The organism is Streptomyces sp. NPDC015346 (assembly GCF_043078785.1).
GTDB lineage: Bacteria > Actinomycetota > Actinomycetes > Streptomycetales > Streptomycetaceae > Streptomyces.
Map to the genome: position 1 here is coordinate 332,208 of NZ_JBIBTW010000006.1, position 24,501 is coordinate 356,708.

General features: G+C 70.5%; 20 protein-coding genes. 9 read left to right on the forward strand and 11 right to left on the reverse strand.

Features of this window, described 5'->3' with window-relative positions; all coding sequences use genetic code 11:
* Window positions 1-178 precede the first annotated feature (178 nt).
* Window positions 179-1,039, forward strand: coding sequence for a helix-turn-helix domain-containing protein (locus tag ACF06X_RS23790; RefSeq protein WP_392289294.1), 861 nt, complete (start codon window positions 179-181; stop codon window positions 1,037-1,039).
* Window positions 1,040-1,233: 194 nt separating this feature from the next.
* The gene (locus ACF06X_RS23795) at window positions 1,234-1,443 is read left to right on the forward strand and encodes a DUF397 domain-containing protein (protein ID WP_392289295.1); all 210 of its coding nucleotides are present in this window, start codon (window positions 1,234-1,236) and stop codon (window positions 1,441-1,443) included.
* A gap of 107 nt (window positions 1,444-1,550) precedes the next feature.
* Here the strand turns inward: ACF06X_RS23795 and ACF06X_RS23800 are convergent, their stop codons facing one another.
* The 3 genes from ACF06X_RS23800 to ACF06X_RS23810 form a co-directional block, all read right to left on the reverse strand.
* Complete coding sequence (locus ACF06X_RS23800; protein WP_392289296.1) at window positions 1,551-3,914, reverse strand: tetratricopeptide repeat protein; 2,364 nt, start codon at window positions 3,912-3,914, stop codon at window positions 1,551-1,553.
* Window positions 3,911-4,327, reverse strand: coding sequence for a hypothetical protein (locus ACF06X_RS23805; RefSeq protein ID WP_392289297.1), 417 nt, complete (start codon window positions 4,325-4,327; stop codon window positions 3,911-3,913). Before ACF06X_RS23805 ends, ACF06X_RS23800 begins: the two co-directional genes overlap by 4 nt.
* Window positions 4,328-4,449: 122 nt before the next feature.
* Window positions 4,450-5,271 (reverse strand): hypothetical protein, encoded by an 822-nt coding sequence (locus ACF06X_RS23810; RefSeq protein WP_392289298.1) that lies wholly within the window; start codon window positions 5,269-5,271, stop codon window positions 4,450-4,452.
* Between the two features lie 82 nt (window positions 5,272-5,353).
* Between ACF06X_RS23810 and ACF06X_RS23815 the strand changes: the two genes are divergently transcribed.
* Together ACF06X_RS23815 and ACF06X_RS23820 are read left to right on the forward strand one after the other, a co-directional pair.
* Window positions 5,354-6,136, forward strand: a complete 783-nt coding sequence (locus ACF06X_RS23815) for an SDR family oxidoreductase (RefSeq protein WP_392289299.1) — start codon at window positions 5,354-5,356, stop codon at window positions 6,134-6,136.
* Between the two features lie 229 nt (window positions 6,137-6,365).
* Entirely contained in the window at window positions 6,366-7,889 is a 1,524-nt protein-coding gene (locus tag ACF06X_RS23820; RefSeq protein ID WP_392289300.1) for a sodium:solute symporter family protein, read from the forward strand.
* Here ACF06X_RS23820 and ACF06X_RS23825 read toward each other — a convergent pair.
* Both ACF06X_RS23825 and ACF06X_RS23830 read right to left on the reverse strand, forming a co-directional pair.
* Window positions 7,874-8,992, reverse strand: coding sequence for an ADP-ribosylglycohydrolase family protein (locus ACF06X_RS23825; RefSeq protein WP_392289301.1), 1,119 nt, complete (start codon window positions 8,990-8,992; stop codon window positions 7,874-7,876). The genes ACF06X_RS23820 and ACF06X_RS23825 overlap by 16 nt on opposite strands.
* Before the next feature lie 165 nt (window positions 8,993-9,157).
* Window positions 9,158-11,755: a bifunctional FO biosynthesis protein CofGH gene (locus ACF06X_RS23830; protein WP_392289302.1), complete on the reverse strand. Its 2,598-nt coding sequence runs from the start codon at window positions 11,753-11,755 to the stop codon at window positions 9,158-9,160.
* A gap of 279 nt (window positions 11,756-12,034) precedes the next feature.
* Between ACF06X_RS23830 and ACF06X_RS23835 the strand changes: the two genes are divergently transcribed.
* From ACF06X_RS23835 to ACF06X_RS23845, 3 genes are all read left to right on the forward strand, one after another.
* A complete protein-coding gene (locus ACF06X_RS23835) occupies window positions 12,035-13,861 on the forward strand; it encodes an alpha/beta hydrolase (protein ID WP_392289303.1) in 1,827 nt (608 codons plus the stop codon).
* Entirely contained in the window at window positions 13,854-14,357 is a 504-nt protein-coding gene (locus tag ACF06X_RS23840) for a hypothetical protein (protein WP_392289304.1), read from the forward strand. The genes ACF06X_RS23835 and ACF06X_RS23840 overlap by 8 nt, the downstream gene beginning before the upstream one ends.
* A 70-nt stretch (window positions 14,358-14,427) precedes the next feature.
* Window positions 14,428-15,051 carry a hypothetical protein gene (locus ACF06X_RS23845; protein WP_392289305.1) on the forward strand — a complete coding sequence of 208 codons (624 nt, stop codon included), beginning with the start codon at window positions 14,428-14,430 and terminating at the stop codon, window positions 15,049-15,051.
* A gap of 12 nt (window positions 15,052-15,063) precedes the next feature.
* Here the strand turns inward: ACF06X_RS23845 and ACF06X_RS23850 are convergent, their stop codons facing one another.
* Both ACF06X_RS23850 and ACF06X_RS23855 read right to left on the reverse strand, forming a co-directional pair.
* A complete protein-coding gene (locus tag ACF06X_RS23850) occupies window positions 15,064-15,894 on the reverse strand; it encodes an LLM class F420-dependent oxidoreductase (RefSeq protein WP_392289306.1) in 831 nt (276 codons plus the stop codon).
* Between the two features lie 52 nt (window positions 15,895-15,946).
* Complete coding sequence (locus tag ACF06X_RS23855) at window positions 15,947-16,480, reverse strand: GNAT family N-acetyltransferase (RefSeq protein WP_392289307.1); 534 nt, start codon at window positions 16,478-16,480, stop codon at window positions 15,947-15,949.
* A gap of 94 nt (window positions 16,481-16,574) precedes the next feature.
* Here ACF06X_RS23855 and ACF06X_RS23860 point away from each other — a divergent pair, with 94 nt between their 5' ends.
* Together ACF06X_RS23860 and ACF06X_RS23865 are read left to right on the forward strand one after the other, a co-directional pair.
* The gene (locus ACF06X_RS23860) at window positions 16,575-17,369 is read left to right on the forward strand and encodes a GNAT family N-acetyltransferase (protein WP_392289308.1); all 795 of its coding nucleotides are present in this window, start codon (window positions 16,575-16,577) and stop codon (window positions 17,367-17,369) included.
* 117 nt (window positions 17,370-17,486) lie between these two features.
* Window positions 17,487-17,954: a carboxymuconolactone decarboxylase family protein gene (locus ACF06X_RS23865; RefSeq protein WP_392289309.1), complete on the forward strand. Its 468-nt coding sequence runs from the start codon at window positions 17,487-17,489 to the stop codon at window positions 17,952-17,954.
* A 130-nt stretch (window positions 17,955-18,084) separates the two neighbouring features.
* Here ACF06X_RS23865 and ACF06X_RS23870 read toward each other — a convergent pair whose 3' ends face one another.
* The 4 genes from ACF06X_RS23870 to ACF06X_RS23885 form a co-directional block, all read right to left on the reverse strand.
* Window positions 18,085-19,650, reverse strand: coding sequence for an APC family permease (locus ACF06X_RS23870; RefSeq protein WP_392289310.1), 1,566 nt, complete (start codon window positions 19,648-19,650; stop codon window positions 18,085-18,087).
* 270 nt (window positions 19,651-19,920) lie between these two features.
* Window positions 19,921-21,378 (reverse strand): aldehyde dehydrogenase family protein, encoded by a 1,458-nt coding sequence (locus ACF06X_RS23875; RefSeq protein WP_392289311.1) that lies wholly within the window; start codon window positions 21,376-21,378, stop codon window positions 19,921-19,923.
* Window positions 21,375-23,102, reverse strand: a complete 1,728-nt coding sequence (locus tag ACF06X_RS23880) for an amidohydrolase family protein (RefSeq protein ID WP_392289312.1) — start codon at window positions 23,100-23,102, stop codon at window positions 21,375-21,377. Before ACF06X_RS23880 ends, ACF06X_RS23875 begins: the two co-directional genes overlap by 4 nt.
* Window positions 23,103-23,300: 198 nt before the next feature.
* The gene (locus ACF06X_RS23885; RefSeq protein ID WP_392289313.1) at window positions 23,301-24,425 is read right to left on the reverse strand and encodes an LLM class flavin-dependent oxidoreductase; all 1,125 of its coding nucleotides are present in this window, start codon (window positions 24,423-24,425) and stop codon (window positions 23,301-23,303) included.
* Between the last annotated feature and the right edge of the window lie 76 nt (window positions 24,426-24,501).

A 24,501-nucleotide genomic window follows, 5' to 3' on the forward strand; every position in this document is an offset into this window, starting at 1 on the left:
ACCCGGGAGACCGGTCCGGGAGCCGCAAGCGTGTGCGGGGTGGTCGTCACGACCGCCCCGCCACGCGCGCTTCCCCGGTGTTGTGGCCATTTCCCAGCGCACACCACACCTTTGGTGGCAGTCTGCCAAGCAGTAGATACTCACAGCTACGCAGCCGACAGCCGGAGGTGCAGTTCCCGTGGCGTCCAACGTCAATCCCACCGTCAGGCGACGCCGATTGGGCCAGGAGCTGCGCAAGCTCCGGGAGGCGAAGAACATGACGGCCGAACAGGTCGCCGAGCGTCTTCTCGTCTCCCAGTCGAAGATCAGCCGACTGGAGAACGGCCGTCGCTCCATCAGCCAGCGCGATGTGCGCGACCTGTGCGGCGTGTACGAGGTCGAGGACCACCGGATCGTCGACTCCCTGATGCAGATGGCGAAGGACTCCCGCCAGCAGGGCTGGTGGCACGCCTTCGGCGACATCCCGTACAGCGTCTACATCGGCCTGGAGACGGACGCGGCGTCCCTGCGTGTGTACGAGTCGCTCATCGTTCCCGGCCTCCTGCAGACGCGTGACTACGCGCAGGCGGTGATCGAGGGGATGTGGCCGGAGGCCACACCCGGCGACATCGACAAGCGCATCCAGATTCGGTTGAAGCGCCAGGACCGCCTCTCCGATTCGGTCAACCCGCTGCGGTTCTGGGCCGTCATCGACGAGGCCCTGCTGCGCCGCATCGTCGGCAATCCGCACATCATGGCCGATCAGCTGAGGCACCTGGCCCAGCTGAGCGAGAAGCCGCACGTCACGCTCCAGGTACTGCCGTACGAAGTCGGCGCACACCCGGGAATGTACGGAAAGTTCGCCATCCTGGAGTTCCAGGAGGCGATGGATGCCAGCGTCGTCTATCTCGAAGGCGTCACCAGCGATCTCTATCTGGAGAAGACCGCTGACGTCCAGAGCTACGCGGTGATGTACGAGCACCTCAGGGCGAAGGCGTTGAGCGCCGAGCAGTCGCGCGAGTTCATCCTCCGCGTGGCAGAGGAACTCCAGGAGCAGTAGCTGAAGAATTCGGGAGAGCGGGCACCCTACACCGCCCCAACTCCCGTGCACAGAATTCGATGGAATATGCCATCCAGATGGGTGAACGCGTCCCACCACCGGTGATGTTGCAGCGTAGCGTCGATGACAGAGCCGCTACTGCAGCGGCTGAAATGCACGTCACCCACCCCACTGGTACAACCATCGGAGTCACGATGCTGTTTCGGCACGACGCGCTGGCGGAATGGACCAAGTCCTCGTACTCGGCCGTCAATGGCGACTGCGTAGAGGTCAAGGCGCAGGGGCACCTCATGGTCCGGGTCCGGGACTCGAAGGACATCGCCCGTTCCGGCCTCGGCTTCTCCGCCGACACCTGGTCGGAGTTCATCCTCGACGTCAGCGAGCGCAACCGCCCCGGCGCTTGAACCCCGCGTTCCATAGCACCCTCAGGTAAGCCCTCTCGACCGGATCGCCGTCCTGGCCGAGGGGGCTGGTTGCTGTCCGCGTGCCAGTCCCTGCGCCGGCGGGGCCGCTAGCCGGCGAGGCCGCGCGTCCTGACCGTGACCGGGTCGTCCGGTCCCAGTACCCGCTCGCACAGGGGCAGGTTCTGCCGTGCCAGAGCCCGCGCCTCCTCCGTCTCGCCCGCCGCCGCCAGGGCCTCGGCCAGGCCCGTGCGGTTCGTGAGGAGGTACGGGTGCTCCTGCCCGAGCGCGCGCTCCTGCCCCTGGACGACCCGGCGGCCGAGCGAGACGGACTCTTCGACCTGTCCGAGCTTGCCGAGGATCCAGCTCAGCAGTACCGCCGCGGAGAGGGCGAGCGCATGGTCGGGGCCATGGACGAGTTCGCGTCCCCGCAGTGCTCTGCGGGCTTCTCCTTCCGCCTGCTCGAATCGGCCGAAGCGGTGAAGTCCGTACGCGTAGTTGTGGCGAGCCGTCACGGTGGTGAAGGAGTCGTCGCCCAGGAGTTCCTCGCAGGCGGCAACGGTCTCCGGCCCCACCGTGTCGAACTCGTCCACGGCCTCGGCGGCAGCGAGGTACTCGAGAAGAAGCGCCCGTGCGTGGAGCGTGTCCTGATGGTGTTCACCGAGGATCCGCGAGCGGATCTCCGCCGTGTCGCGCAGGGTGGCCAGGCAGTCGTCGATCCGTTGCAACTGGCCGAGCGGTTCGCTGATGTTCTGTCGGCTCTCCAGCGTCTCCGGGTGCTCCGGACCCAGTACCCGCTCCCGGGCGTCGAGCACCCGCCGGTGCAGCGCTTCGGACTCCTCGAAGCGCCCGATCCGGAACAACGAGATGGCGGCGCGGTACTGCGCCCGGAGCGTCGCCGGGTCATCGGCTCCCAGCCACTGCCCGCCGGCTTCCGCCGCGCCTCGCGCCAGGGACAGCGCGGCCTGGTTGTCACCGCCGTCGAAGAGGTACGCGGCGAGGCGCGTACAGAGCGCCACGACGCTGCCGGCGCCGTCGGCGTCCTCCACACGTCGAAGCAGGTTCGCCGCGTGAGGCGCCAGGTGCCCCACGCGATGAGCGTCCCCTGCCCGGGCGGTGTACTCCGGCACGGCGCCTTGGAGAAGCTGCGCGGCGGCCTTGACGAGCAGCGCCCGCTGGGCCTCGGGGACGGTGGCGGCGACGCTGTCCAGGACCACACCGTGCGTCTTGACGCAGCGCACCGTCTCGCCGCCGACGTCGAGGCTCACCAGGGAGACGAGTGAGTGGTCCAGGAGGCCCCGGAGGGCCGCCTCGACACGTGGCCCGATCAGCGGTGGGTGGAGAGCGTCCAGCTGTGCGGCGTTCACGGCCTCGGGGCGGATCAGGGACAGCGGCACCGGGTCGGAACTCCAGCAGGACAACAGCCGCAGAAGCGACGTGCATTCGGGGACGCCGTCATCCGCGAGGGCAGCCAGCGAGATTCCCCACGTTCGCCCCACGAGCTGCCGAGCGTTTCGCTCGGAGTTGCCCGGGACAGCTCCTTGATCGATCAATTCCGTCGGGTTGTCGTCCAAATGGCGCCGGTAGTCGCTCATGGACCAGCTTTCCAGTATCTGTCGTGACAGGAAGGACCCGGCGAGCGTGAGCGCGAGAGGAAGACAGTCAAGTCTGCGCGCCACCCTCTCCGCGTCTTCGGCGGATCCCGCCTCGGGAGCCAGGTCACGAAGCACCAGCGCCGCGTCCTCGACCGGCAGCACTCCCAGGTGATGCAGGCGGGCTCCGTGCCACACCGGGGAGCGGGCCTGCCGTGTGGTGACGATGACCGTGCCCCGCGGACTCTGCCGTAGCCATCCTCCTTCCCCCAGCGCCGCGGGGTCATCCGCGTTGTCGAGGACGAGGAGCCACGGCTCCCGGGAGGCGTGGAGGTAGTGCCAGACGAGGTCGGCGGAAGCGCGCTGCCCTCCGTGGGCCGCGGCCAGCTCACCGGCCCCGGCGCCGCGGTCCGCGGCGACGGCCAGCATTCCCGCCCGAAGCGTCGAGCGTTCGGAGGCGTTGACCCACAGGCCTATCCGTCGGTTCCCGCGTGTCACCTCGTTGAAGACGGCCTGGGCCACCGTCGTCTTGCCACAGCCGCCCAGCCCGTGGAGAACGTGCACTCCGCCGGTCTCGTCCCCGGCCGCCGACAGGAGATCCCGCATGACCTCCCTGCGGTCCCGCACCACCAGCGGGGCCGGTGCGACGAGCGGCGTGCGTACCGAATCAGGTACCGGCGGAGCGATCCCGCCGAAAGTGCTCGGGGGCACCTGGACGACGGTGCGCCCCAAGGACGTACCGAACAGGGAGGTGGCGTCGCTCGGGGGGTAGTGGTGGTGGTGCTCTGTCACATGTTGGTCGCCCTGTGCCTGGTAGACCCGGCCCTGGCCGGACGCCCTGCCCTGCACTCCCGGCTCGGCGTGCCGCTCCGCTCCGTTCACCGCTCGGTGATGTGCTGGTCTCGACCCGCCTGGTAGACGCGGCCGCTGCCGGACGCCTCGGCCCGCATCTGTACCGTCCTGGCGCCGTTGTCCTGGGATTCCGGAGCCAGCTCGGTGAGGATCCGGCGCAGCTCCTCCGCGACCTCGGGCTGCTCGCGAAGGAGACGCCGAAGGCGACCCACCCATTCCTCGCGCAGTTCCTGTTCGGTGAGGTCGTCCCCGTTCTCCCTCGCTGCCAGCAGGTCGTCCCTGGTCGCCTCGAGCTCCCCCTCCACGCCGTCCGCTCGGGACGGACTGGCCCGGCGCCACAGCGCCACGACCCCGTCTCGCGTCCGCTCCCAGGCGTCCGTGGCCATCAGGGTGACCACGGCGGCGCCCGCCGCCCGCGCGAGTTCCAGCATCTGTGCTTCCATCAACGCCCCCATGCTTGGTCGGCACAGCCACAGTCGCTGTAACCGAACGTCCACAATAGGGGCGCTATCTGGTGCTGTCAGGCCGATCTCACGGCGCTGCCCCGGTACTGGGCTCCTCGGGCTCAGCGCAGCTGGTCCACGTACCGGTCCGTGCCCGGCACCGTCGGGATGAAGGGCGCCACCAGTTCGACCCGCCCCGCCTCCCCCGCGACCGTGTCGAGGTCCGTGAAGTGGGCGGACCAGCAGGCGCCTGGGTCGTTCTCCAGGAACCAGAGCAAGGTCAGGCGGGTGTCGACGCCCTCGACCTGTTTCACGTACGTCATCCGGTCGCCGGGCAGCGGTGTCGGGCGGAAGAGGGTGACCATCGCCGCCGGGGAGCCGGCGAGGCGGCGGGGCAGTTCGCGGGAGCGCAGGTGGTCGAGGAGTTCGGCCCGCCGCTCCGGGGCGTCCGTGTCGATCACCTGGAGGATCAGGCCCGCGTAGGGGTGGTCGAGGGCGTGGACGTCGCGCGGTCCGGCGGCCCCGTCCCGGTACACGGTCGCCTCGTGGTCCTGGAAGGCCGTGAAGACGTGCGTACGGTCGTGGTAGACGCGGGCGTCGCGGTTCAGGCGCTTGTTGATGGCGACGGTCCACTTCATGTGGTCGTCGTAGCGGCCCTCGGTGATCCAGTACGTGGAGAGGTAGCAGCCGGCCGTGACGGGCTGGGCGACGGCGGACTTCTCCGGGGAGCGCAGTTCCTGGAGGTCGCGGGTGGCGACCCAGCGGCGGCCCGCGTACATCCAGGGCATCGCCATCGCGCCCGCGTAGTAGTGGTCGTCCTCGTACCAGCGGTTGTACGCGTACTCGTGGCCCGGGTGCGGTTCGACCATGGTGATCAGCGCGTGCCCGGGGCGGACTCCGTACGGCCCCACCGCCGCCAGCTCTCCGTACGTCCCACTGTCCATGCCCGTACCCCTTCCCTTGTCCTCCGGGGACTCCTACTCTGACGGGCCGTCAGATAGATGGCCAGAGTCGGGAGGCGCCCGGATGCTGCTCCAGGGAAAGACCGTGGTCGTGTCGGGTGTCGGCGCCGGGCTCGGCCATCGGATCGCCGAGGCGGTGGTACGGGACGGGGGCAACGCGGTGCTGGGCGCGCGCACCGAGGCGAACCTCGCCAAGTCGGCGGCCGAGATCGACCCGGAGGGCGGGCGCACCGCGTACCTCGCCACCGACATCACCGACGAGGCGCGGTGCGAGGCGCTCGCCGCGCTCGCCCTGGCGCGCTTCGGCGCGATCGACGCGGTGGTCCACGTCGCCGCCTGGGACAGCTATTTCGGCGGCCTGGAGGACGCCGACTTCACCACCTGGCAGGGCGTCCTGGACGTCAATCTGCTGGGCACCCTGCGGATGACGCGGGCGTGCCTGCCGGCGCTCAGGGAGCGCGGCGGTTCCGTCGTCCTGATCGGGACGCAGTCGGCGGTGGCCGCCCCCTCGCAGGTCCAGCAGGCGGCGTACGCGGCCTCGAAGGGGGCGCTCACCTCGGCGATGTACTCGATGGCGCGAGAGCTGGGACCGCGGCGGATCCGGGTCAACAGCGTGCTGCCGGGCTGGATGTGGGGGCCACCGGTCCAGGCGTACGTCCGGTTCACCGCGCACACCGAAGGGGTGACGGAGGCCGAGGTGCTCGGCCGACTCACGGAGCGGGTGGCGCTGCCGGAGTTGGCGACCGACGGGGACGTGGCGGAGGCGGCGGTCTTCCTCGCCTCCGACCGGGCGCGGGCCATCACCGGGCAGTCGCTGCTCGTCAACGCGGGCGAGCTGATGCGGTAGCCGCTGCGGTAACTGCTGCGGACACCACCGGACGCCCGGGCCGTACGGCGAGCGACCCTCCGCCGTACGGCCCTTTTTGACCCCATCTGGATTCATGTCCATGAACTCAGGTCAACAACTCGAACGATTTTACGTTCTCTTGACCCTCCACTCCGTTGTCGCGGCCGTTCAACTCACCACACCATGAACGGCGTTCACAAGGCGGACCGGAACCCCTGGAGGGGGCTCAATGAACAGTCTCGACTGGGCCGTGCTCATCGGCTATTTCGGCGTGATGGTCGCGATCGGCGTCTGGTCCCACAAGCGCGTGGACAACGTCTCCGACTTCTTCACCGCCGGCGGCAAGATGCCGTGGTGGCTCTCCGGCATCTCCCACCACATGTCGGGCTACAGCGCCGTGATGTTCACCGGCTACGCGGGCATCGCCTACACCTACGGCGTCACCTCCTACGTCACCTGGTCCTTCCCCATCGCGATCGGCATCGCCATCGGCGCCAACCTCTTCGCGCCCCGTCTCAACCGGCTGCGCTCGCGCCTGCACGTGGCCTCGCCGCTGGAGTACCTGAAGAACCGCTACAACCTGCCCACCCAGCAGGCCCTCGCCTGGTCCGGGGTGCTGCTGAAGATCGTCGACGTGGGCGCCAAGTGGGCGGCGATCGCCACCTTGCTCTCCGTCTTCACCGGCATCTCCCTCAACCAGGGCATCCTCATCACCGGTGTGATCACCGGCATCTACTGCACCGTCGGCGGCCTCTGGGCCGACGCGCTCACCGAACTCGGCCAGTTCGTCATCCAGTTCTTCGCCGGTATCGCGATGCTCGTCGCCGTCATGGCGAAGCTCGGCGGCTTCAGCGCGCTGTGGACCGTCTGGGACCGCCCCGAGCTGCAGGGACACGCCGAGCCGACGGCCGGCCCCTACACGATGACGTTCCTCCTCGCGTATCTCTTCATCAAGACCTTCGAGTACAGCGGCGGCATGTGGAACCAGGCCCAGCGCTACATGGCCACCCCCAGCGCCCGCGAGGCGACCCGCTCCGGCCGGCTCTCGGCGGTGCTCTGGTTCGTCTGGCCGCTGGTGCTCTTCTTCCCCATGTGGGTCGCGCCGCTCCTCGTCGACCCGAAGAAGCCCGACGCCTCCGACTCGTACGCCCTGATGACCGAACAGCTCCTCCCCCACGGCCTCCTCGGCCTGGTGATCGTCGGCTTCTTCTCCCACACGATGGCCATGTGCTCCTCCGACGCCAACGCCATCGCCGCCGTCTTCACCCGGGACATCGCCCCGGCCCTCTCCAAGGCGGCGCGCTCCTGGTCGCACCGGGCGGGGCTGCTGGCCGCCCGCTGGTCGACCGTCGCCTTCCTCGGCCTGTCGATGGCGATCGCGACGCAGGTCAACTCCCCGACCTTCGGCGACATCATCACCGTCGTCATCAAGTGGGTGGCCGGCCTGATGGGGCCGATCGCGATCCCGTTCATGCTCGGTCTGCTGAGGACCTTCCGTAAGTCCGGGCCGACGGCGGCACTCGTGTCCTGGGCGGCCGGCCTGTTCGCGTTCTGGCTCACGAACTACGGGCTCGACGGCCTCGAGCTCCAGACCCAGATCGTCTCGCCGCTCGCCACCTCCCTCGTCCTGTACGTCCTCATCGGCTTCATCAAGCCGGAGGACACCCCGGAACGGGACGCGGTCCTCGACAAGCTCCACTCGGACGACGGCAGCCCGGCGGCCGTGGCGCCCGAGCGTCAGCCCCTCGGGTAGCGGGCGAGCCAGCCGGGCGACGACTCCGAGGGGCTGTGCAGGGCGGCGCCCTGGGTCATCTCCATCGCGAAGTCGTCGGCGAGCTCCAGGACCGTCGCACGGCCCTCCAGTTCGGCCAGCCAGGCCGGCGGGAGGGCCGTCTCGCCGTGCAGGGCGCCGAGCAGCGCGCCGGTCACCGCCCCCGTCGCCGCCGAAGGACCGTCGTGGTTGACCGCGAGGCGCAGTCCGTGGCAGATGTCCTCGCCGACCAGCGCGCAGTAGACGGCGGCGGCGAGCAGGTTCTCCGCCCGGTCCTCGTCCGCGCCGAGCGCGGTCACCCGGGCCGCGTTCGGCATCCCCTGGCGTACGGCTCCCAGGGCGTGCTGCAGCGCGTCGGTGACGGGCTCGTGGCCGGGGCGCGGGGCGAGCTGGCCGAGCGCCCGCTGCACCGCGCCGTCCACGCTCTCGCCGCGCGCGAGCCCGTGCACGACGACGGCGAGGGCGCCGGCCGCGAGGTACGCGGCCGGGTCGCCGTGGGTCTGCGCCGCGCACTCCACCGCCAGCTGGCACACCAGCTGCGGCTCCCAGCCCACCAGGAGCCCGAAGGGCGCCGAGCGGACCAGGGCGCCGGAGTCGGTCGCGCCGGGGTTCTTGGGCTGGTCCAGGGTGCCGAGGGTCTCGTCGCCGAAGCCGGTCAGGCAGGCCCGGGCCGGGTCGCGGCGGGCGTAGAGCCACTCCTCGCGGGCGAGCCAGCCGTTGTCCTTGCGCCGCTCGTCCGGGCCCCAGTCGCGCTGGGTCGCGGCCCAGCGCAGATGGGCCCGGTGGACGTCGGTGGGCGGGTGCCAGGCCCCGGTGTCACGGCGGACCTGGGCGCGGATGAGCCCGTCGACGGTGAACAGGGTCATCTGCGTGGCGGCGGTGACGGCCCCGCGTCTGCCGTAGGCGGGCACCGGCTCAGTGAGCCCCTCGGGCCCGTGCGCGGCCCGTATCTCCTCCAGGGTGAGCCCGGCGACGCCCGCGCCGAACGCGTCGCCGACGGCGCCGCCGAGGAGACAGCCCCGGACCCGGGCCCGGAAGTCCTGCTGCTCGGCACGGCCCCACACGGCCGCGGCGGTTGTGGTCACGACGTGCCCTCCCCCGGTGACGCAGGTCTGACGCAGGACTGACGCAGGTTTGGTCTGCCGCAGCACTGTAATCGACCGCGTACGTCCGTTCGGGGGTCGGAACGTTATGTGATCGGACGCCCTTCAGGGCCGGGTTTGGCTCGGTCTGGCAGGACCGGGTCGGGCTCAGTCCGGCAGGACCGGCAGCAGCTCCGGGAGGTGCCCGTCGGAGGCCTGCGCCGCCCGGACCCGCTCCTCGGGGACCTCGCCGTACAGCGTCGTGCGGGGGCGGGACGGTCTGCCCGCCGCCTCCGCTATGGCGACGAGATCCCTGACCGAGCGGTACGAGCCGTAGCCGGAGCCCGCCATCCGGGAGATCGTCTCCTCCATCAGGGTGCCGCCGAGATCGTTGGCGCCCGAGCGCAGCATCTCGGCCGCGCCGTCCGCGCCCAGCTTCACCCAGCTGGTCTGGATGTTCGGGATGTACGGGTGGAGGAGGAGCCGGGCCATGGCCGTGACCGCCCGGTTGTCCCGGACCGTCGGGCCGGGGCGGGCGATGCCCGCGAGATAGACCGGGGCGTTGGTGTGGACGAAGGGGAGCGTCACGAACTCGGTGAAACCCTCCGCCCCGGAATCCAGGGCGGTCCGCTGGATACGGGCGAGCGTGCGGAAGTGGCCCAGCCAGTGGCGCGGCTGGTCCACGTGCCCGTACATCATCGTGGACGAGGAGCGGATGCCCAGCTCGTGGGCAGTGGTGATGACCTCGATCCAGGTGGCCGTGGGCAGCTTGCCCTTGGTGAGGACCCAGCGGACCTCGTCGTCGAGGATCTCGGCCGCCGTGCCGGGGATCGAGTCGAGCCCGGCCTCCTTCGCCGCCGTCAGCCACTCCCGGATCGAAAGGCCCGTACGGCTCGCCCCGTTGACCACCTCCATCGGGGAGAAGGCGTGCACGTGCATGCCCGGGACGCGTTCCTTCACGGCCCGCGCGATGTCGAAGTAGGCCGTGCCCGGCAGGTCGGGGTGGATGCCGCCCTGCATGCAGACCTCGACCGCGCCGACCTCCCACGCCTGCTGGGCCCGGTCGGCGACCTGGTCCAGGGAGAGGGTGTACGCGTCGGCGTCGGTGCGGCGCTGGGCGAAGGCGCAGAAGCGGCAGCCGGTGTAGCAGACGTTGGTGAAGTTGATGTTCCGCGTGACGATGTACGTGACGTCCTCGCCGACCACCGACCGGCGGACGTCGTCGGCGATCCGGGTCAGCGCGTCGAGCGCCGGGCCGTCGGCGTGGAGCAGGGCCAGGGCCTGCTCGTCGGTGAGCCGCGTCGGGTCGTCGGCGGCGACGGCGAGGGCCTCGCGGACATCGGTGTCGATGCGCTGGGGCACCATGCCGGGGGCGGCCGCCTCGCGCAGCGCCTCCCAGTCGCCGTACACCTCGTCGAAGTCGTCCCGGCGGTCGTGGGTGCGGCCGGTGGTGTCGATGGTGCGGTGCAGGTCGGTGCGGCCGGTGGCGGTGAACGCCTCGTCCGGCTCCTGCCAGGGCAGCCCGCGCACCGGCGCCTCGGGGTTCGCCAGGCCCGTCTCCGGGTCGGCGAGGGCGCGGACGTGCGGGAGGAGACGCGGGTCGAGCCAGGGCTCGCCGCGGGCGACGAACTCCGGGTAGACGCAGAGGCGTTCGCGCAGCTCGAAGCCGGCCGCGCGGGACTTCTCGGCGAGCGTGTCGATCCGCGGCCAGGGCCGCTCGGGGTTCACATGGTCGATGGTGAGCGGCGAGACGCCGCCCCAGTCGTCGATGCCGGCGCCGATCAGCCGTCCGTACTCCTCGTCGACGAGGTTCGGCGGGGCCTGCAGGCAGGCCGAGGGGCCCATGATGTGCCGGGCGACGGCGATGGTGGCGACGAGGTCGTCGAGGTCCGCGTCCGGCATGCCGCGCATCGCCGTGTCCGGCTTGGCGCGGAAGTTCTGGATGATCAGCTCCTGGATGGAGTGGTAGGCGCGGGAGACCTTGCGCAGCGCGAAGAGCGACTCGGCCCGCTCCTCGTACGTCTCGCCGATGCCGATGAGCAGCCCGCTGGTGAAGGGCACGGAGGAGCGGCCGGCGTCCTCCAGGACCCGCAGCCGGACGGCCGGTTCCTTGTCGGGGGAGCCGTGGTGCGGGCCGCCGGGCTCGGACCACAGCCGGGTGGCCGTCGTCTCCAGCATCATCCCCATGGACGGGGCCACCGGCTTGAGCCGCTGGAAGTCCGTCCAGGACAACACCCCCGGATTGAGGTGCGGCAGCAGCCCGGTCTCCTCCAGGATCCGGATCGCCATCGCCCGCACGTACGCCAGGGTGTCGTCGTATCCGTGCGCGTCCAGCCACTCGCGCGCCTCGGGCCAGCGGTCCTCCGGCTTGTCGCCGAGCGTGATCAGCGCTTCCTTGCAGCCCAGTTCGGCACCCCGGCGGGCGATGTCCAGGACCTCGTCCGGGGACATGAACATCCCGTGACCGGCCCGGCGCAGCTTGCCCGGCACGGTCACGAACGTGCAGTAGTGGCACGTGTCCCGGCAGAGCCGGGTGAGCGGGATGAACACGCTCTTCGAGTACGTGATGACACCGGGCCGCCCGGCCTGCTCCAGACCGGCGTCCCGCACCCGGGCCGCCGACGCCGCCAGGTCCTCCAGGTCGGCCCCGCGCGCCTGGAGCAGCACGGCGGCCTCGGTGACGTCGAGCGCCACGCCGTCCCTGGCTCGCCTGAGGGCACGGCGCATGGCGTTGTCCGTGGGCCGTCCGAGCTGGTGATCCGTCATGCGTCGAGCATACGAGCCGACCGTGACGCGCGGCGGGGCCTGTGGACAACCCGGGATCGCCGGAGATGGCCGGGGATCGCCGGGACCGCCGGGGGTCGCCGGGGTCTCCGGGGCCCAGCGAGAACGCGGCGGTGAGTACGCGTACTCATCCGCACCCGCGCGTCCCTGCATACGATGGCGCCCGGCAGATGACGATCACATTCTCGGGGGAATCTGGTGACGCTCGAAACCCGGTGGCCCGCGCCGCCCTCGCGGCCGACGTACGGGAGCTGACCGACGGTGCCCACCTGGCAGCAACTGCGCGACGTCAAGCTGAACGAGTACACCGACGCGGCCGACGGCTGGGGCAAGGTCAGCGCCCGCTCCAACGCCGACAAGGACCGCGTCGACAACGAGATGCTCGCGAGGATCCGGAAGTCGCAGACGGGAAAGGCGGCCGAGGCGGCCGAGGCCGACCTCGACCAGCTCTCCCGCAACTACCAGTACCTTCACACCGAGTGCGGCCTCGTCCGCACCGCCCTCAACGGCCTCGCCACCGAACTCGCCGCCCCCCAGAAGAAGCTCAAGCAGGCCCTGGAGGACGCCGAGAACCTCAAGTTCACCGTCCACGCGGACGGCTCGGTCGAGTACCCGGCCGGCGGCGAGAACCTCATCGACAAGAAGCCGATCCCCGGCGGCACCGCCAACGGCTCGCAGTTCGGCCTCTTCTCCCCCACCGGCCCGCCGCTGTACCAGGGGCAGGGCAATTCACCGCTCCTGAACCCCCCGGGCCTCTATCCCGGCCTCGGCGGCGGCAACCCGAACCAGGCCAAGGCCCAGGCCGTCGCCAACGCGATCGCCGCGGCCGTCCGGGAGGCCAACGAGATCGACGGCCGCTACTCCGGTGTGCTGCGCCACCTGAAGGCCGACCCGGGCCTCAAGGTCGAGTACAAGGACCTCGCGGACGCGGCGGCGGACACCAAGCGTCTCCAGGACGCGGCCGGCAAGTACGTCGCCGCGAGCGACATCCCCCAGGGCAAGAGCACCGAGGAGAACGCCAAGTGGTGGAACGGACTCACGCAGGAACAGCGTGACGAGTACGCCACGCTGTTCCCGGCGTCGGTCGGCGCGCTCGACGGCATCCCGTCGACGGTGCGCGACGACGCGAACCGGATGGTGTTCGCCGAGTCCAGGGCGAAGTACGAGATCGAGCTGGCGGGGATCCCGCCGGAGCCGAAGCCGAAGCTGGTCTCGTACGGCGCGCGCGGCGGCATGGTGTACAGCCAGGAGTGGCTCGACTGGCACCACAAGTACGAAGGCCGCCAGGCGGACCTCAAGGGCTGGCTGCACGGCATGGACGCGATCGAGAGCCGTCTGGAGCGCCCGGCGGGCAGTGGCATGCCGGAGGCGTACCTGCTGAAGTTCAACGCGGAGAAGGACGACGGCCGGGTCATCCTCGCGAACGGCAACCCGGACACGGCGGACCACACGGCGGTGTACGTACCGGGGACGAAGACGAAGCTGTCGGACATCGAAGGTGACCTGAGCCGCACCGACCGCCTGTGGTCGACGTCCCACGCCCTCGACCCCGAGGCGAAGTTCTCGACCATCACCTGGTTCGACTACAACGCGCCGAACGACATTCCGGCGGCCACGCTCAACAAGTACGGGGAGGAGGGCGCGCCGACGCTGCGGCAGTTCATGAACGGCATGGAGACCGCCCAGGGCGGCCCCGACAAGTCGCACACGACCGTGATGGGCCACAGCTACGGCTCCACCGTCGCCGGCATGGCCACGCAGCAGGGTCAGAGCGCCGGACCGCTCGCGGACGACATCATCGCCGTCGGCAGCCCCGGCATGCAGGTGAAGCACGCGAGCGACCTGGGTGTGGGCAAGGAGCACGTCTGGGCCATGGGCGGCGACGGGGACGACATCCTCGTCCGGCAGGGTGGCAGGCTGGTCGGGCATGGTGAGGGCTTCACGATCCCCACCGACAAGGGGTTCGGAGGCAACATCATGCAGAGCGACGCGAAGGACCACGGGGACTTCTGGGAACCAGGCCGGAACAGCCTCAACAACCAGGCGGCGGTCATCGCCGGCCAATACGACAAGGTACGACTTGACTAAGCGACACACACCGGTCGTGCTCGCCATGCTGGCGTGCGCGCTTCTGACGGGATGCTCGACTGTGGAGAAGAAGACCGCCGAGGTCCGCGACAGCACGCGGATGCAGGAGGGTACGCAGCAGACCTCCAGCCGCCTCCTCGACATGACGGGCCTGAAGGGGAAGGTCACCAAGCCCGCTCCGGGGCCGCTGCCCTGCGAGGGGTACGAGGGCGACGTGATCCAGATGATCCACCCCTGGAGCGTGTACGGCCTGCCCTTCGAGGAGCTGGAGAAGGCGTACGCCGCCATGCGCAGGACGCTTCCCGAGAACGGCTGGAAGATCGTCTCGGACGGCCCGGACACGAGCAATGCGAAGATCCCCACGATCGTCGCCGATTCCCCCGACGGTGAGTACTCGGCCGAGCTGCGGCTGATGGACAACCGGAACGACCCGAAGACGAAGACGAAGGCGATGCTCAACGTCACCGTCGTCTCCCGCTGCTTCCAGGAATCCTGAGTACCCGAGCCCACCCCCCTGAGCCCCCGTACGGATCCCGTCCCCCGGGCCCGCCCGTAGCGTCGGCGCCATGAACGAACCCACCCGCCGCCGTCTGCGTATCGGTCTGTACGTCGTCCTCGGCGTCGTCGCCCTGCCCGTGCTGCTGATTCTCGGGCTGGTCGTCTGGTACGCCGTCGACCGGGCGACCGGCGAGGACTTCCCGGTCGTGCCGCCCGCCGAGATGGCGCGGCGGGCGACGGAACGGTCGCAGGAGATGTACGACGCGGCGGGCGTCGGCCGCCCCCTGCCGGCCGTGCGCAGCGGTGAGCGCGCGGAGGCCGACAACCGGATCTCGGGCAGTGTCTGTTACCCCCGCGGCATCGAGGGCATCGACGACACACCCGAGCCTCGTTCGTACCAACTGCACCACGAGTGGCGGCTCGACGCGGTCGACGAGGCGGAGGGCGCGGCGGCGCTGGGCCGGCTGCACGCGCACCTGAAGGCGACCGGATGGACGGTCACCGACTACGACACGTCGGGCGACCACCGGACACTTCGGGCGCTCAAGGGGGACGACGACCGGGTCTCCTTCACCTGGCGGTCGTACTGGCAGACCCTGGAGGGGTTCACCGGCATGCCCTGCGCCTACGACCCGGCCGGCGGCCGGGGCGAGGAGGCCGTCGAGGGCCTGGAGCCGCCCGCACTGCGCTGAGACTCGGACGCCTCACAGGTACTTCGCGTAGTCGTCCAGGACGCGCAGTACCTCCGTCTCGTCGGCCGGCGGAAGCTGCAGCACGACCTCCTCACACCCCAACTCCTCGTAGTGCGCGAGCTTTCCCGGGTTCGGCTGGACCGCGTACGGCACCACCTGCGGCGCCTCCGGGCCGCGGCCCGCCGCCTCCCACGCCTCGCGCAGCACCGGGACGGTCTCGCTCAGACCCCGCCCGCCGATCGGCATCCAGCCGTCCGCGTACTCCGCGATCTGCGCGAAGAGCTTCGGTCCCGCCGCCCCGCCGACCAGGGTGCGGGGCGCGCCGCCGGCTGGTTTGGGGTACGCCTGGGAGGCACGTACCGAGATCCCGAACCCGCCTTCGTACGCGATGGGTTCGGCCGCCCACAGGGCGCGCATCAGCGCCATCCGATCCCGGACGAGTTCGCGGCGCGTCGCCCACTCCACGCCGTGGTCGGCGGCCTCCTCCCTGTTCCAGCCGAAGCCGACGCCGAGGGTGAAACGGCCGCCCGACAGGTGGTCGAGGGTGGCGATCTGCTTGGCCAGGGCGATCGGGTCGTGCTGGGTGACCAGCGTGATGCCGGTGCCGAGCCCGAGCCGGTCGGTGACGGCGGCGGCCTGGCCGAGCGCCACGAAGGGGTCGAGGGTACGGCCGTACTCGCGGGGCAGTGTGCCGCCCGCCGGGTACGAGGTCGTCCGCTCGACCGGGATGTGGGTGTGTTCGGGCAGGTAGAGCCCGGCGAAGCCGCGCTCCTCCAGCTCGCGCGCGATCCGCACGGGGGAGATGGTCTCGTCGGTCAGGAAGATCGTGGTCGAGATCCGCATAGCGGCACGGTAGGGCGTGGAGCGGGGATTTCCGAGAGGTTCGACGCGTCGGTCAGCCCGCGTACTCGCTGAGGTCGATGGCGTGGACGCGCAGCGGGACGCCGTAGACGGGGTGGTTGAGGTCGCGCTCCGGGACCATGCCGAGCTTGCGCATGACGTTCTCGGAGGCCGTGTTGCTGATGTGCGCGATGCTGACGATCCTGTCCAGGCCGCGGTCCTGCAGCGCGAACTCCAGGGCGGCGTGGGCGGCCTCGGAGGCGTACCCCTGCCCCCAGAACGGCCTCCCGATCCGCCAGCCGATCTCCACGGCGGGCAGGATCTCCGGGAGGAAGTCCGGCACGGAGAGCCCGGCGAAGCCGATCAGCTCGCCGGAGCCGAGGAGCTCGACGGCGAAGAGCCCGAAGCCCTCCTCGTCCCACTCCTCCTCCCAGCGCTCGATGTCCTCGGCGGTCTGCTCCAGATCCCGGACGGAGCCGTCGCCGATCCAGCGCATGACCTCGGGGTCCGCGTTGATCTCGGCCATGGGGACCAGGTCGTCGTCGGTCCAGCGGCGGAGGAGGAGGCGGGGTGTACGGATCTCGGTCATGGCACCATCCTGTCGAACCGGGCGGCCCGACGGTAATCGGGCCCGGATCGGCCCCGGGAAAATCCGCCTGTGCCGCCGTGGCCGTCCTGCTTGGATGATCGCCATGCTGCGACGCCTTGAGGACTACTACGACGCCGTCCCCCGCTCCGCCGCCCGCGCCGAGGCGTTCGGGCCGCTGACCCTGTTCGTACGGGAGGGGGACGGCTGGCCGTACTACGCGCGGCCCGCGCTCGGGCACACCGGGGACGTCTCCGTCGCCGAGGTGGAGCGGGTACGGGCCCGGCAGCGGGAGCTGGGCGTGCCGGAGGCCTTCGAGTGGGTGGCCGAGACGACTCCCGGGCTGCGGGCCGCCGTCGAGGAGAGCGGGCTCGTGGTGCACGAGCACCCGCTGATGGTCCTCGACGGCGAGGGCGAAGGCGACGGCGCGGGAACGGGCGCGGGCGAGCGGGTTCCGGTGCCCGACGGTGTCACCGTACGGATGATCGGCACCGACGACCCCGCGCTGCCCTCGGCCGCCGCCGCCCCGTACGCGGCCTTCGGCGTCGATCCCTCGCCCGCCGCGGCCGCCCAGCTCGCCGCCCGGATCGACGCGGGCCTCACCCGCCTGGCCGCCGCCGTGGACGCGACCGGCACCGCCCTCTGCGCCGGGCAGTACCAGCCGGTCCACCAGCCGGTCGGCGCCGTCGCGGAGGTCGTCGGCGTGGGCACCCTGCCGGCCGCGCGCCGCCGCGGCCTGGGGCTCGCGGTCACCGCCGCCCTGGTCGCCGACGCCCGCGCTCGGGACGTGGAGACGGTCTTCCTCACCGCCACGGACGGCGACGTGGCCCGCCTCTACGGCCGGCTCGGCTTCCGGACGATCGGCACGGCCCTGATCGCCGAACCGGCCTGATCCCCCGATCCGAAAAAAAATTTCTCGGGAACATGTCACACCCTCGTCGCGCGATCCGTCAGTGAGGTGAGGCCGACGGAGAGCGGCCGCCACGACGAACCGCTGAGGAGCGATCACATGCAGCACGAGCTGAAGGCCCGGATGAGCAACCCCGCCACCGTCCTGCCCGAGGCGATGCCCGCCATCCTCGACCTGCTCAAGGTCACCCGGCAGGGCGGCGTCCCGGAGTCCACCCTGGAGCTCGTGCACCTGCGGGCCAGCCAGATCAACAACTGCGGCTTCTGCGTGGACTTCGGGGCGAAGAGCGCGCGGAAGAACGGGGTGAGCGACGAGAAGCTGTTCGCCGTCGCCGCCTGGCGGGAGACGCCGTACTTCACGGACGAGGAGCGTGCCGCGCTCGCCCTGGCCGAGGCCGCGACCCGGCTCGCGGACGCCTCGGACGCCGTGCCGGACGAGATCTGGGACGCGGCCGCCGACCACTACGACGAGAAGCAGCTCGCCTCGATCGTGCTGATGGTCGGCGTCACCAACCTGTTCAACCGGATCAACGTGACGACGAGGCAGCCCGCCGGCGCCTCGTGGTAGCCGGAGACGGCGAGCACGACGAGCACGACGGAAACGGCGAGAGCGACGAAAACGGCGAGGTGGCGGGAACGGGGGTCCCGCCACCTCGCCGGTGACTCAGGGTTCTGCGGTGAATCGGTCGATCAGTGGATCAGTCGGCGACGACCAGCGACGGCGTCTCCTTCGTCAGCACCTCACCGCGGAAGAACGCGGGGCTCCGGCGCTGCATGATCACCATGATCACCACGCCGAGCAGGAGCAGTCCGACGCCGATCACGAAGACCGAGCCGACCCCGAGGACCGAGGAGCCGCTGCCGTAGGCCGGGTCCCACATGTCGTACAGCGTCTTGCCGAAGACGGCGGTGAGCATGAGGCCGCCGACGCCCGGGAGGATTCCCTTGACCATCAGGTTGCCGAAGGAGGACGTGAGCTCCTTGCGGAAGAACCAGACGCAGGCGAAGGCCGTGATCGAGTAGTAGAAGCAGATCATCAGGCCGAGTGCGTAGATCGTGTCGACGAGGACGTTCTCGCTGACCAGGCTCATCACCGCGTAGAAGACACCCGTGGCGATGCCCGCCCACACCGTGGCGCGGCCCGGCGTCTTGAAGCGGGGGTTCACCCGGGCGAAGGCCGGGGGCAGCGCTTCGTACGTGCTCATGGCGAGCGCCGTGCGGGCGACCGGGATGAACGTGGTCTGGAGGCTGGCCGCGGCCGAGGCGAGCACGGCGACGAAGAGCAGGATGCCGAGGCCGGGGCCCATGATCGGACCGGCGAGGACGGCGAAGACGTTGTCGGACGTGTCCGGGTTGCCGAGGCCGGTGCCCTCCTCGCCGATGCCCGCGTACATCTGTACGGCGATGGCGACCAGCAGGTAGGAGGCGACGATGACGACCATGGCGAGGAAGGCGGAGCGGCCGGGGGTGCGGGCGCTGCCGGTGCTCTCCTCGTTGATGGACAGGCAGGCGTCCCAGCCCCAGTAGATGAAGATCGACAGGGAGAGGCCGGCGGTGAAGGCCGAGAAGGACTCGATGCCGAAGGGGTTCAGCCAGGTGAAGGAGAAGTCGATCGATCCGGGGACCTGGTCGGCCTTGGTGATCGCCATGAAGGCGAAGATCGCGATGACCGTGAGCTGAAGGCCGACGAGGGCGTACTGGACCCACTTGGTGGCGGTGATGCCCCGGTAGCTGATCGCGGTGGCGATGCCGATGAAGACCAGCGTGGTGAGGATGTGGACGGCCTTGTTCTCGTCCAGTGCGGCGACGTCCGCGCTACCGGTGACCTCGCCCGCGGTGAGCCAGAAGAAGGAGGTGGCGACACCGGCGAGGTTGGAGAGGACGACGATGGTGGCGACCAGCAGGCCCCAGCCGCACATCCAGCCGATCTTGGATCCGAAGGCCTTCACCGACCAGGTGAAGGAGGTGCCGCAGTCGGGGAGGGCCTTGTTCAGTTCCCGGTACGCGAAGGCGACGAGGAGCATGGGGAGGAAACCGGCGAGGAAGATGGCCGGCATCTGGAGTCCGACCTCACCGACCGTGGGGCCGAGCGTCGAGGTCAGACAGTAGACGGGTGCGACCGTCGATATACCGATGACGGCGCCGCCCATCAGCCCGACGGAGTTTCCGCCGAGGCCCTTGGTGCGCACACCCTGCTTGTCGCCCTGGGCGTTGACGCCCCTTACCGTGTCTCCGGCCTGGGGCCGTGGTTCCACCTGAGTCATGAAGAGGACGTTAAAGGCTGCGGTTTCCACATCCGGAAGATCGAACTCCGCCGCTTCGGCCGATCTCCGCCTTGCATTGAAAGGGTCATGGCGCCCTTGCGGCGTTGATTGAAAGATCGACGACCGGTGACGGCCGACCGATTGATAGGTCCACTCGCGGCCGTCCGATATGCGGGAACCGCAGCCGTGCCCCAAATGTCCGTTTCTAAAATTTCCCGTGCTGTTTTTCGAACCTTCTTCCGCAAGGGATGGGAGTGGATCAACCGGGCATCAACCGGGCCAGACCACCGCCTGCAACTCGCTGTACGCGTGCAGCGCGTACGAGCCCACGTCCCGTCCCACACCGCTCTTCTTGAATCCGCCGAAGGGCGCCTCCATGTTCCGCCCGACGGTGTTCACCCCGACCCCTCCCGCGCGCAGCCGCCCGGCGATGCGGAATGCGCGGGCCACGTCCCCGGACCACACGTAGTCCAGGAGCCCGTAGTCGCTGTCGTTGGCGAGCGCGACACCCTCGTCCTCGTCGTCGAAGGGCACGACCACCACCACCGGGCCGAAGATCTCCTCCCGGACCACCCGCATGTCGTTGCCGCACTCCGCGAGCAGCGTGGGCGCCACGTAGAAGCCCTTCGGGAAGTCCGGGCGCTCCCCTCCCGCGACGACCCGGGCGCCCTCCTTCCTGCCCAGCTCGACGTAGGCCTCCACCCGCTCGCGGTGGGCCGCCGAGATCACCGGGCCGACCACCGTGCCCGGCGCCGCCGGGTCGCCGACCTTCATGTGCGCCAGGAAGCCGGTGAGCTTCTCGACCAGCCGCTCGTAGATCCCGCGCTGGGCGAGGACCCGGGTCGGGGCCGTACAGATCTGCCCGCTGTAGAAGGCGAAGGTGGTGCCGATCCCCATGACGGCGGAGTCCAGGTCGGCGTCGTCGAAGACCAGCGCCGCGCCCTTGCCGCCCAGCTCCATCAGCTGCCGCTTCAGCGCCCGGCCGCACACCGCGCCGATCGCCTGCCCCACCGCCGTGGAGCCGGTGAAGGAGACCATGTCGACGTCCGGGCAGTCGACGGCCGCCTCCCCCACGGCCGGGCTCGCCCCCGTGACGACGTTGACCACCCCGGCCGGGACCCCGGCCTCCTCAAGGGCCCGCGTCATGGCGTAGACGGAGAGCGGATCCTGCGGGGCGGGCTTCACCACGACCGTGTTGCCCATGGCGAGCGCCGGGGCGATCTTGCCCGCCGCGTTGGCCCACGGGTTGTTGTACGAGGTGATGCAGGTGACGACCCCGACCGGGCGGCGCACGGCGACCGCCCCGAAGACCCCAGCCCTGCCCATCGGCCCCGCCTCGTTGATCTGCGGCGGGAGCGGCTGCTCGACCGGCTCCAGGGCGCCGCGCGCGTACCGCCGGAAGCGGGCGGAGCCGACGGCGACCTGCATCCCGCGGGCGGTGGCGGTGGTGGCACCGGTCTCGGCCCGCGCGAGAGCCACGTTCTCCTCGGCGTCGCGCGCCATGAGGTCCGCGGCCCGGTCGAGGATCGCGGCCCGCTCCTCCGGTCGCGTACCGGACCAGGCCCCGAAGGCATCCCGGGCGGCGGCCGCCGCCTCGTGCACCTGGCGCGTGCTCGCCTCCGGCGCGAGGCCGACGACCTCCTCGGTGGCCGGGTCGACCACCTCGTAGTGCCCGCCGTCCGGCTCGACCCACTCGCCGCCGATGAAGAGCCTCTCCGCGCGCGTCACCGGGTGCTCACCGTCCTCGTGTCGCGGCCCGACCGCAGCACCCGGCCGGGTATCGCGCCGGTCACCTCGTCGTCGCGGACCGTCTCCACGCCGTTGACCCGCACGGACACGATGCCGATCGCCCGCGAGTCGAGCCGCGGGCTGTCGCCCGGCAGGTCGTGCACGAGAGTGGCCGGGCCCGCGTCGATCCGCTCGGGGTCGAAGAGGACCAGGTCGGCGTGGTACCCCTCGGCGATCCGGCCGCGGTCCCGCAGGCCGAAGAGCCGGGCGGGGTCGTCGGTCAGCATCTTCACGGCCCGCTCGAGCCCGACGAGCTTCCGTCCGCGCAGACAGTCCCCGAGGAAGCGGGTGGTGTACGGGGCTCCGCACATGCGGTCCAGGTGGGCGCCGGCGTCGGAGCCGCCCAGCATCACGTCCTCGTGCTCCCAGGTCTCGCGGCGCAGCGCCCAGGAGGCGGGGTCGTTGTCGGTGGGCATCGGCCACAGGACGGTCCGCAGCTCGTCGTTGGCGCAGATCTCCACCAGGCACTGGAAGGCGTCCTGGCCGCGCTCGGCGGCGATGTCCTTCACGACGCGGCCGGTCAGTCCCTCGTTCTCGCGGCTGTACGTGTCCCCTATGACGTACCGGCCGAAGTTCGCCAGGCGCCGGAAGACGCCGGCCTCCTTGGAGTCGGCGCGGCGCAGCATCTCGGCCCGTACGGCCGGGTCGCGGAGTTTCGCGATCCGCTCGGGGACGGGGAGCGCGAGGATCTCGCCCCAGCCCGGGATGAGGTTGAGCGCGCAGAAGGTGCCCAGGGACATGTTCATGGGAGTGAGGATCGGCATGGTGAGGGCGACGATCCGGCCGCCGGACTTGCGGGCCCGTTCGGAGGCGACGAGCTGGCGCGGGACGCGTTCGGGGACGGCGGCGTCGATGGTGAGGACGTTCCAGTTGAGCGGGCGCCCGGCGGCGGCCGTCATCTCGACGAAGAGGTCGATCTCGTCGTCCGAGAACTGGTCGAGGCAGCCGGCGAGGATCGCTTCCAGCTGCGTGCCCTCGTGTTCGCCGACCGCCTTCGACAGGGCGATCAGCTCGGCGGGGCCCGCGTGCCGGGAGGCGACGGGGGCACCGTCGCCGTCCGAGTGCGTGGAGGACTGGGTGGTGGAAAGGCCCCAGGCGCCGGCGTCCATGGCGTCGTGGAGCAGGTCCACCATGCGGGCCAGCTGTTCCTCGGTGGGCTGCCCGCCGACCGCGTCCGCGCCCATCACGTACCGGCGCAGGGCGCAGTGGCCGACCATGAAGCCGGCGTTGACGGCGATCCGCCCTTCGAGGGCGTCGAGGTACTCACCGAAGGACGACCAGGACCACTCGACGCCTTCCTCCAGCGCCTTGAGGGCCATGCCCTCGACCTTGGACATCATGCGGCGGGTGTAGTCGGCGTCCTCGGGCCGGTCGGGATGGAGGGGCGCGAGGGTGAAGCCGCAGTTGCCGCCGGCGACGGTGGTGACGCCGTGGTTCATGGAGGGGGTGGCGAAGGGGTCCCAGAAGAGCTGGGCGTCGTAGTGGGTGTGCGGGTCGACGAAGCCGGGGGTGAGGACGAGGCCGGTGGCGTCCTCGGTGGTCCTCGCGACCGCGTCGGGCTCGGCGAGGACGATCCGCCCGTCGCGTATGCCGACATCGGCGACGCGGGCGGGGGCGCCGGTCCCGTCGACGACGGTGGCGCCCTTGATCAGATGGTCGAGCATGGGGTCCCTTTCCTCCGTACGGGATGCTCAGTGCGTGGCGAGGCCCGGGGCCACAACGGGGTGAGGGCCCCGGCCGGGGGCGCGGTAGCCGGCCGCGGCTACGACGTCCCCGGCCGGGGCCGGTGCGGGGCGGCGGTCCGGGAAGACACCGCCCCGGTCAGGAAGACATCGCCCCGGTACGGGAAGACACCGCCCCCGTCAGGAACCCGCCGCCTGGCGGAAGCGGGTGGTGCGGTGGACCGGGTCCGTGTCGATCTTCGGGATCACGTGCTCGCCGATCAGCCTGATCGTGTTCATCGTGTCCTCGTACGAGATCCCGATCGGCAGCCCGAAGGAGAGCTGGTCCGCGCCCGCCTGCTCCCAGCGCTTGCACTGGCGGGTGACCTCCTCCGGGTCGCCGCAGATCATCAGCTCCTCGGCGATGAGGAGTTCGATGATCTCGGCGCTGTACTCCGGGAGCAGCTCGGGCCACTCCGGGACGCCCTCGGGCCGGGGGAAGGTGTCGTGGTAGCGGAAGAGGAGCGACTGGAGGTAGTTGAGTCCGCCGCCGACGGCTATCTCGACCGCCTTCTCGTGGGTCTCGGCGCAGATCGCCGTGGACGTCACCATGACGTTGTCGTTGACGAAGTCGCCGACCGCCCTGGCCTCCTTGATCGCCGTCTTGTACGACTCGACGACCCACTCCATGTCGGAGACCTTCTGCACGCTGAAGCCGAGGACACCGAGCCCCTTCTTGCCCGCCATGGCGTACGAGGACGGCGACCCGGCGGCGTACCACATGGCCGGGTGGGACTTGCCGTACGGCTTGGGCAGGACCTTGCGGGGCGGCAGCGACCAGTGCTTGCCCTGGAAGCCGGCGTACTCGTCCTGGAGCCACATCTTGGGGAACTCGGCGATCGTCTCCTCCCAGATCTCCTTGGTGTGGTTCATGTCGGTGATGCCCGGCATGAACCCGAGGATCTCGTGGGAGCCGGCGCCCCGGCCGGAGCCGAACTCGAAGCGTCCGCCGGAGAGGTGGTCGAGCATGGCGACCTTCTCGGCGACCTTGACCGGGTGGTTCACCGGGGCGAGCGGGTTGAAGATGCCGGAGCCGAGGTGGATCCGCTCGGTGGCGTGGGCGAGGTATCCGAGGTAGACGTCGTTCGCCGAGAGGTGCGAGTACTCCTCCAGGAAGTGGTGCTCGGAGGCCCAGGCGTACTTGAACCCGGAGGCGTCCGCCTGGATGACGTACTCGGTCTCCTCCATCAGAGCCTTGTGCTCGGCCTCGGGATCGGTCTCGGCGCGCTTGCCGACGTATCCCTGTACGAAGATCCCGAATTCCACTGGGGGTTCACCGTCCTCGTTGTTTCTGACGTACCGTCAGATTCTTGATGTGCCCGACTCTCGCACCGCACGACAG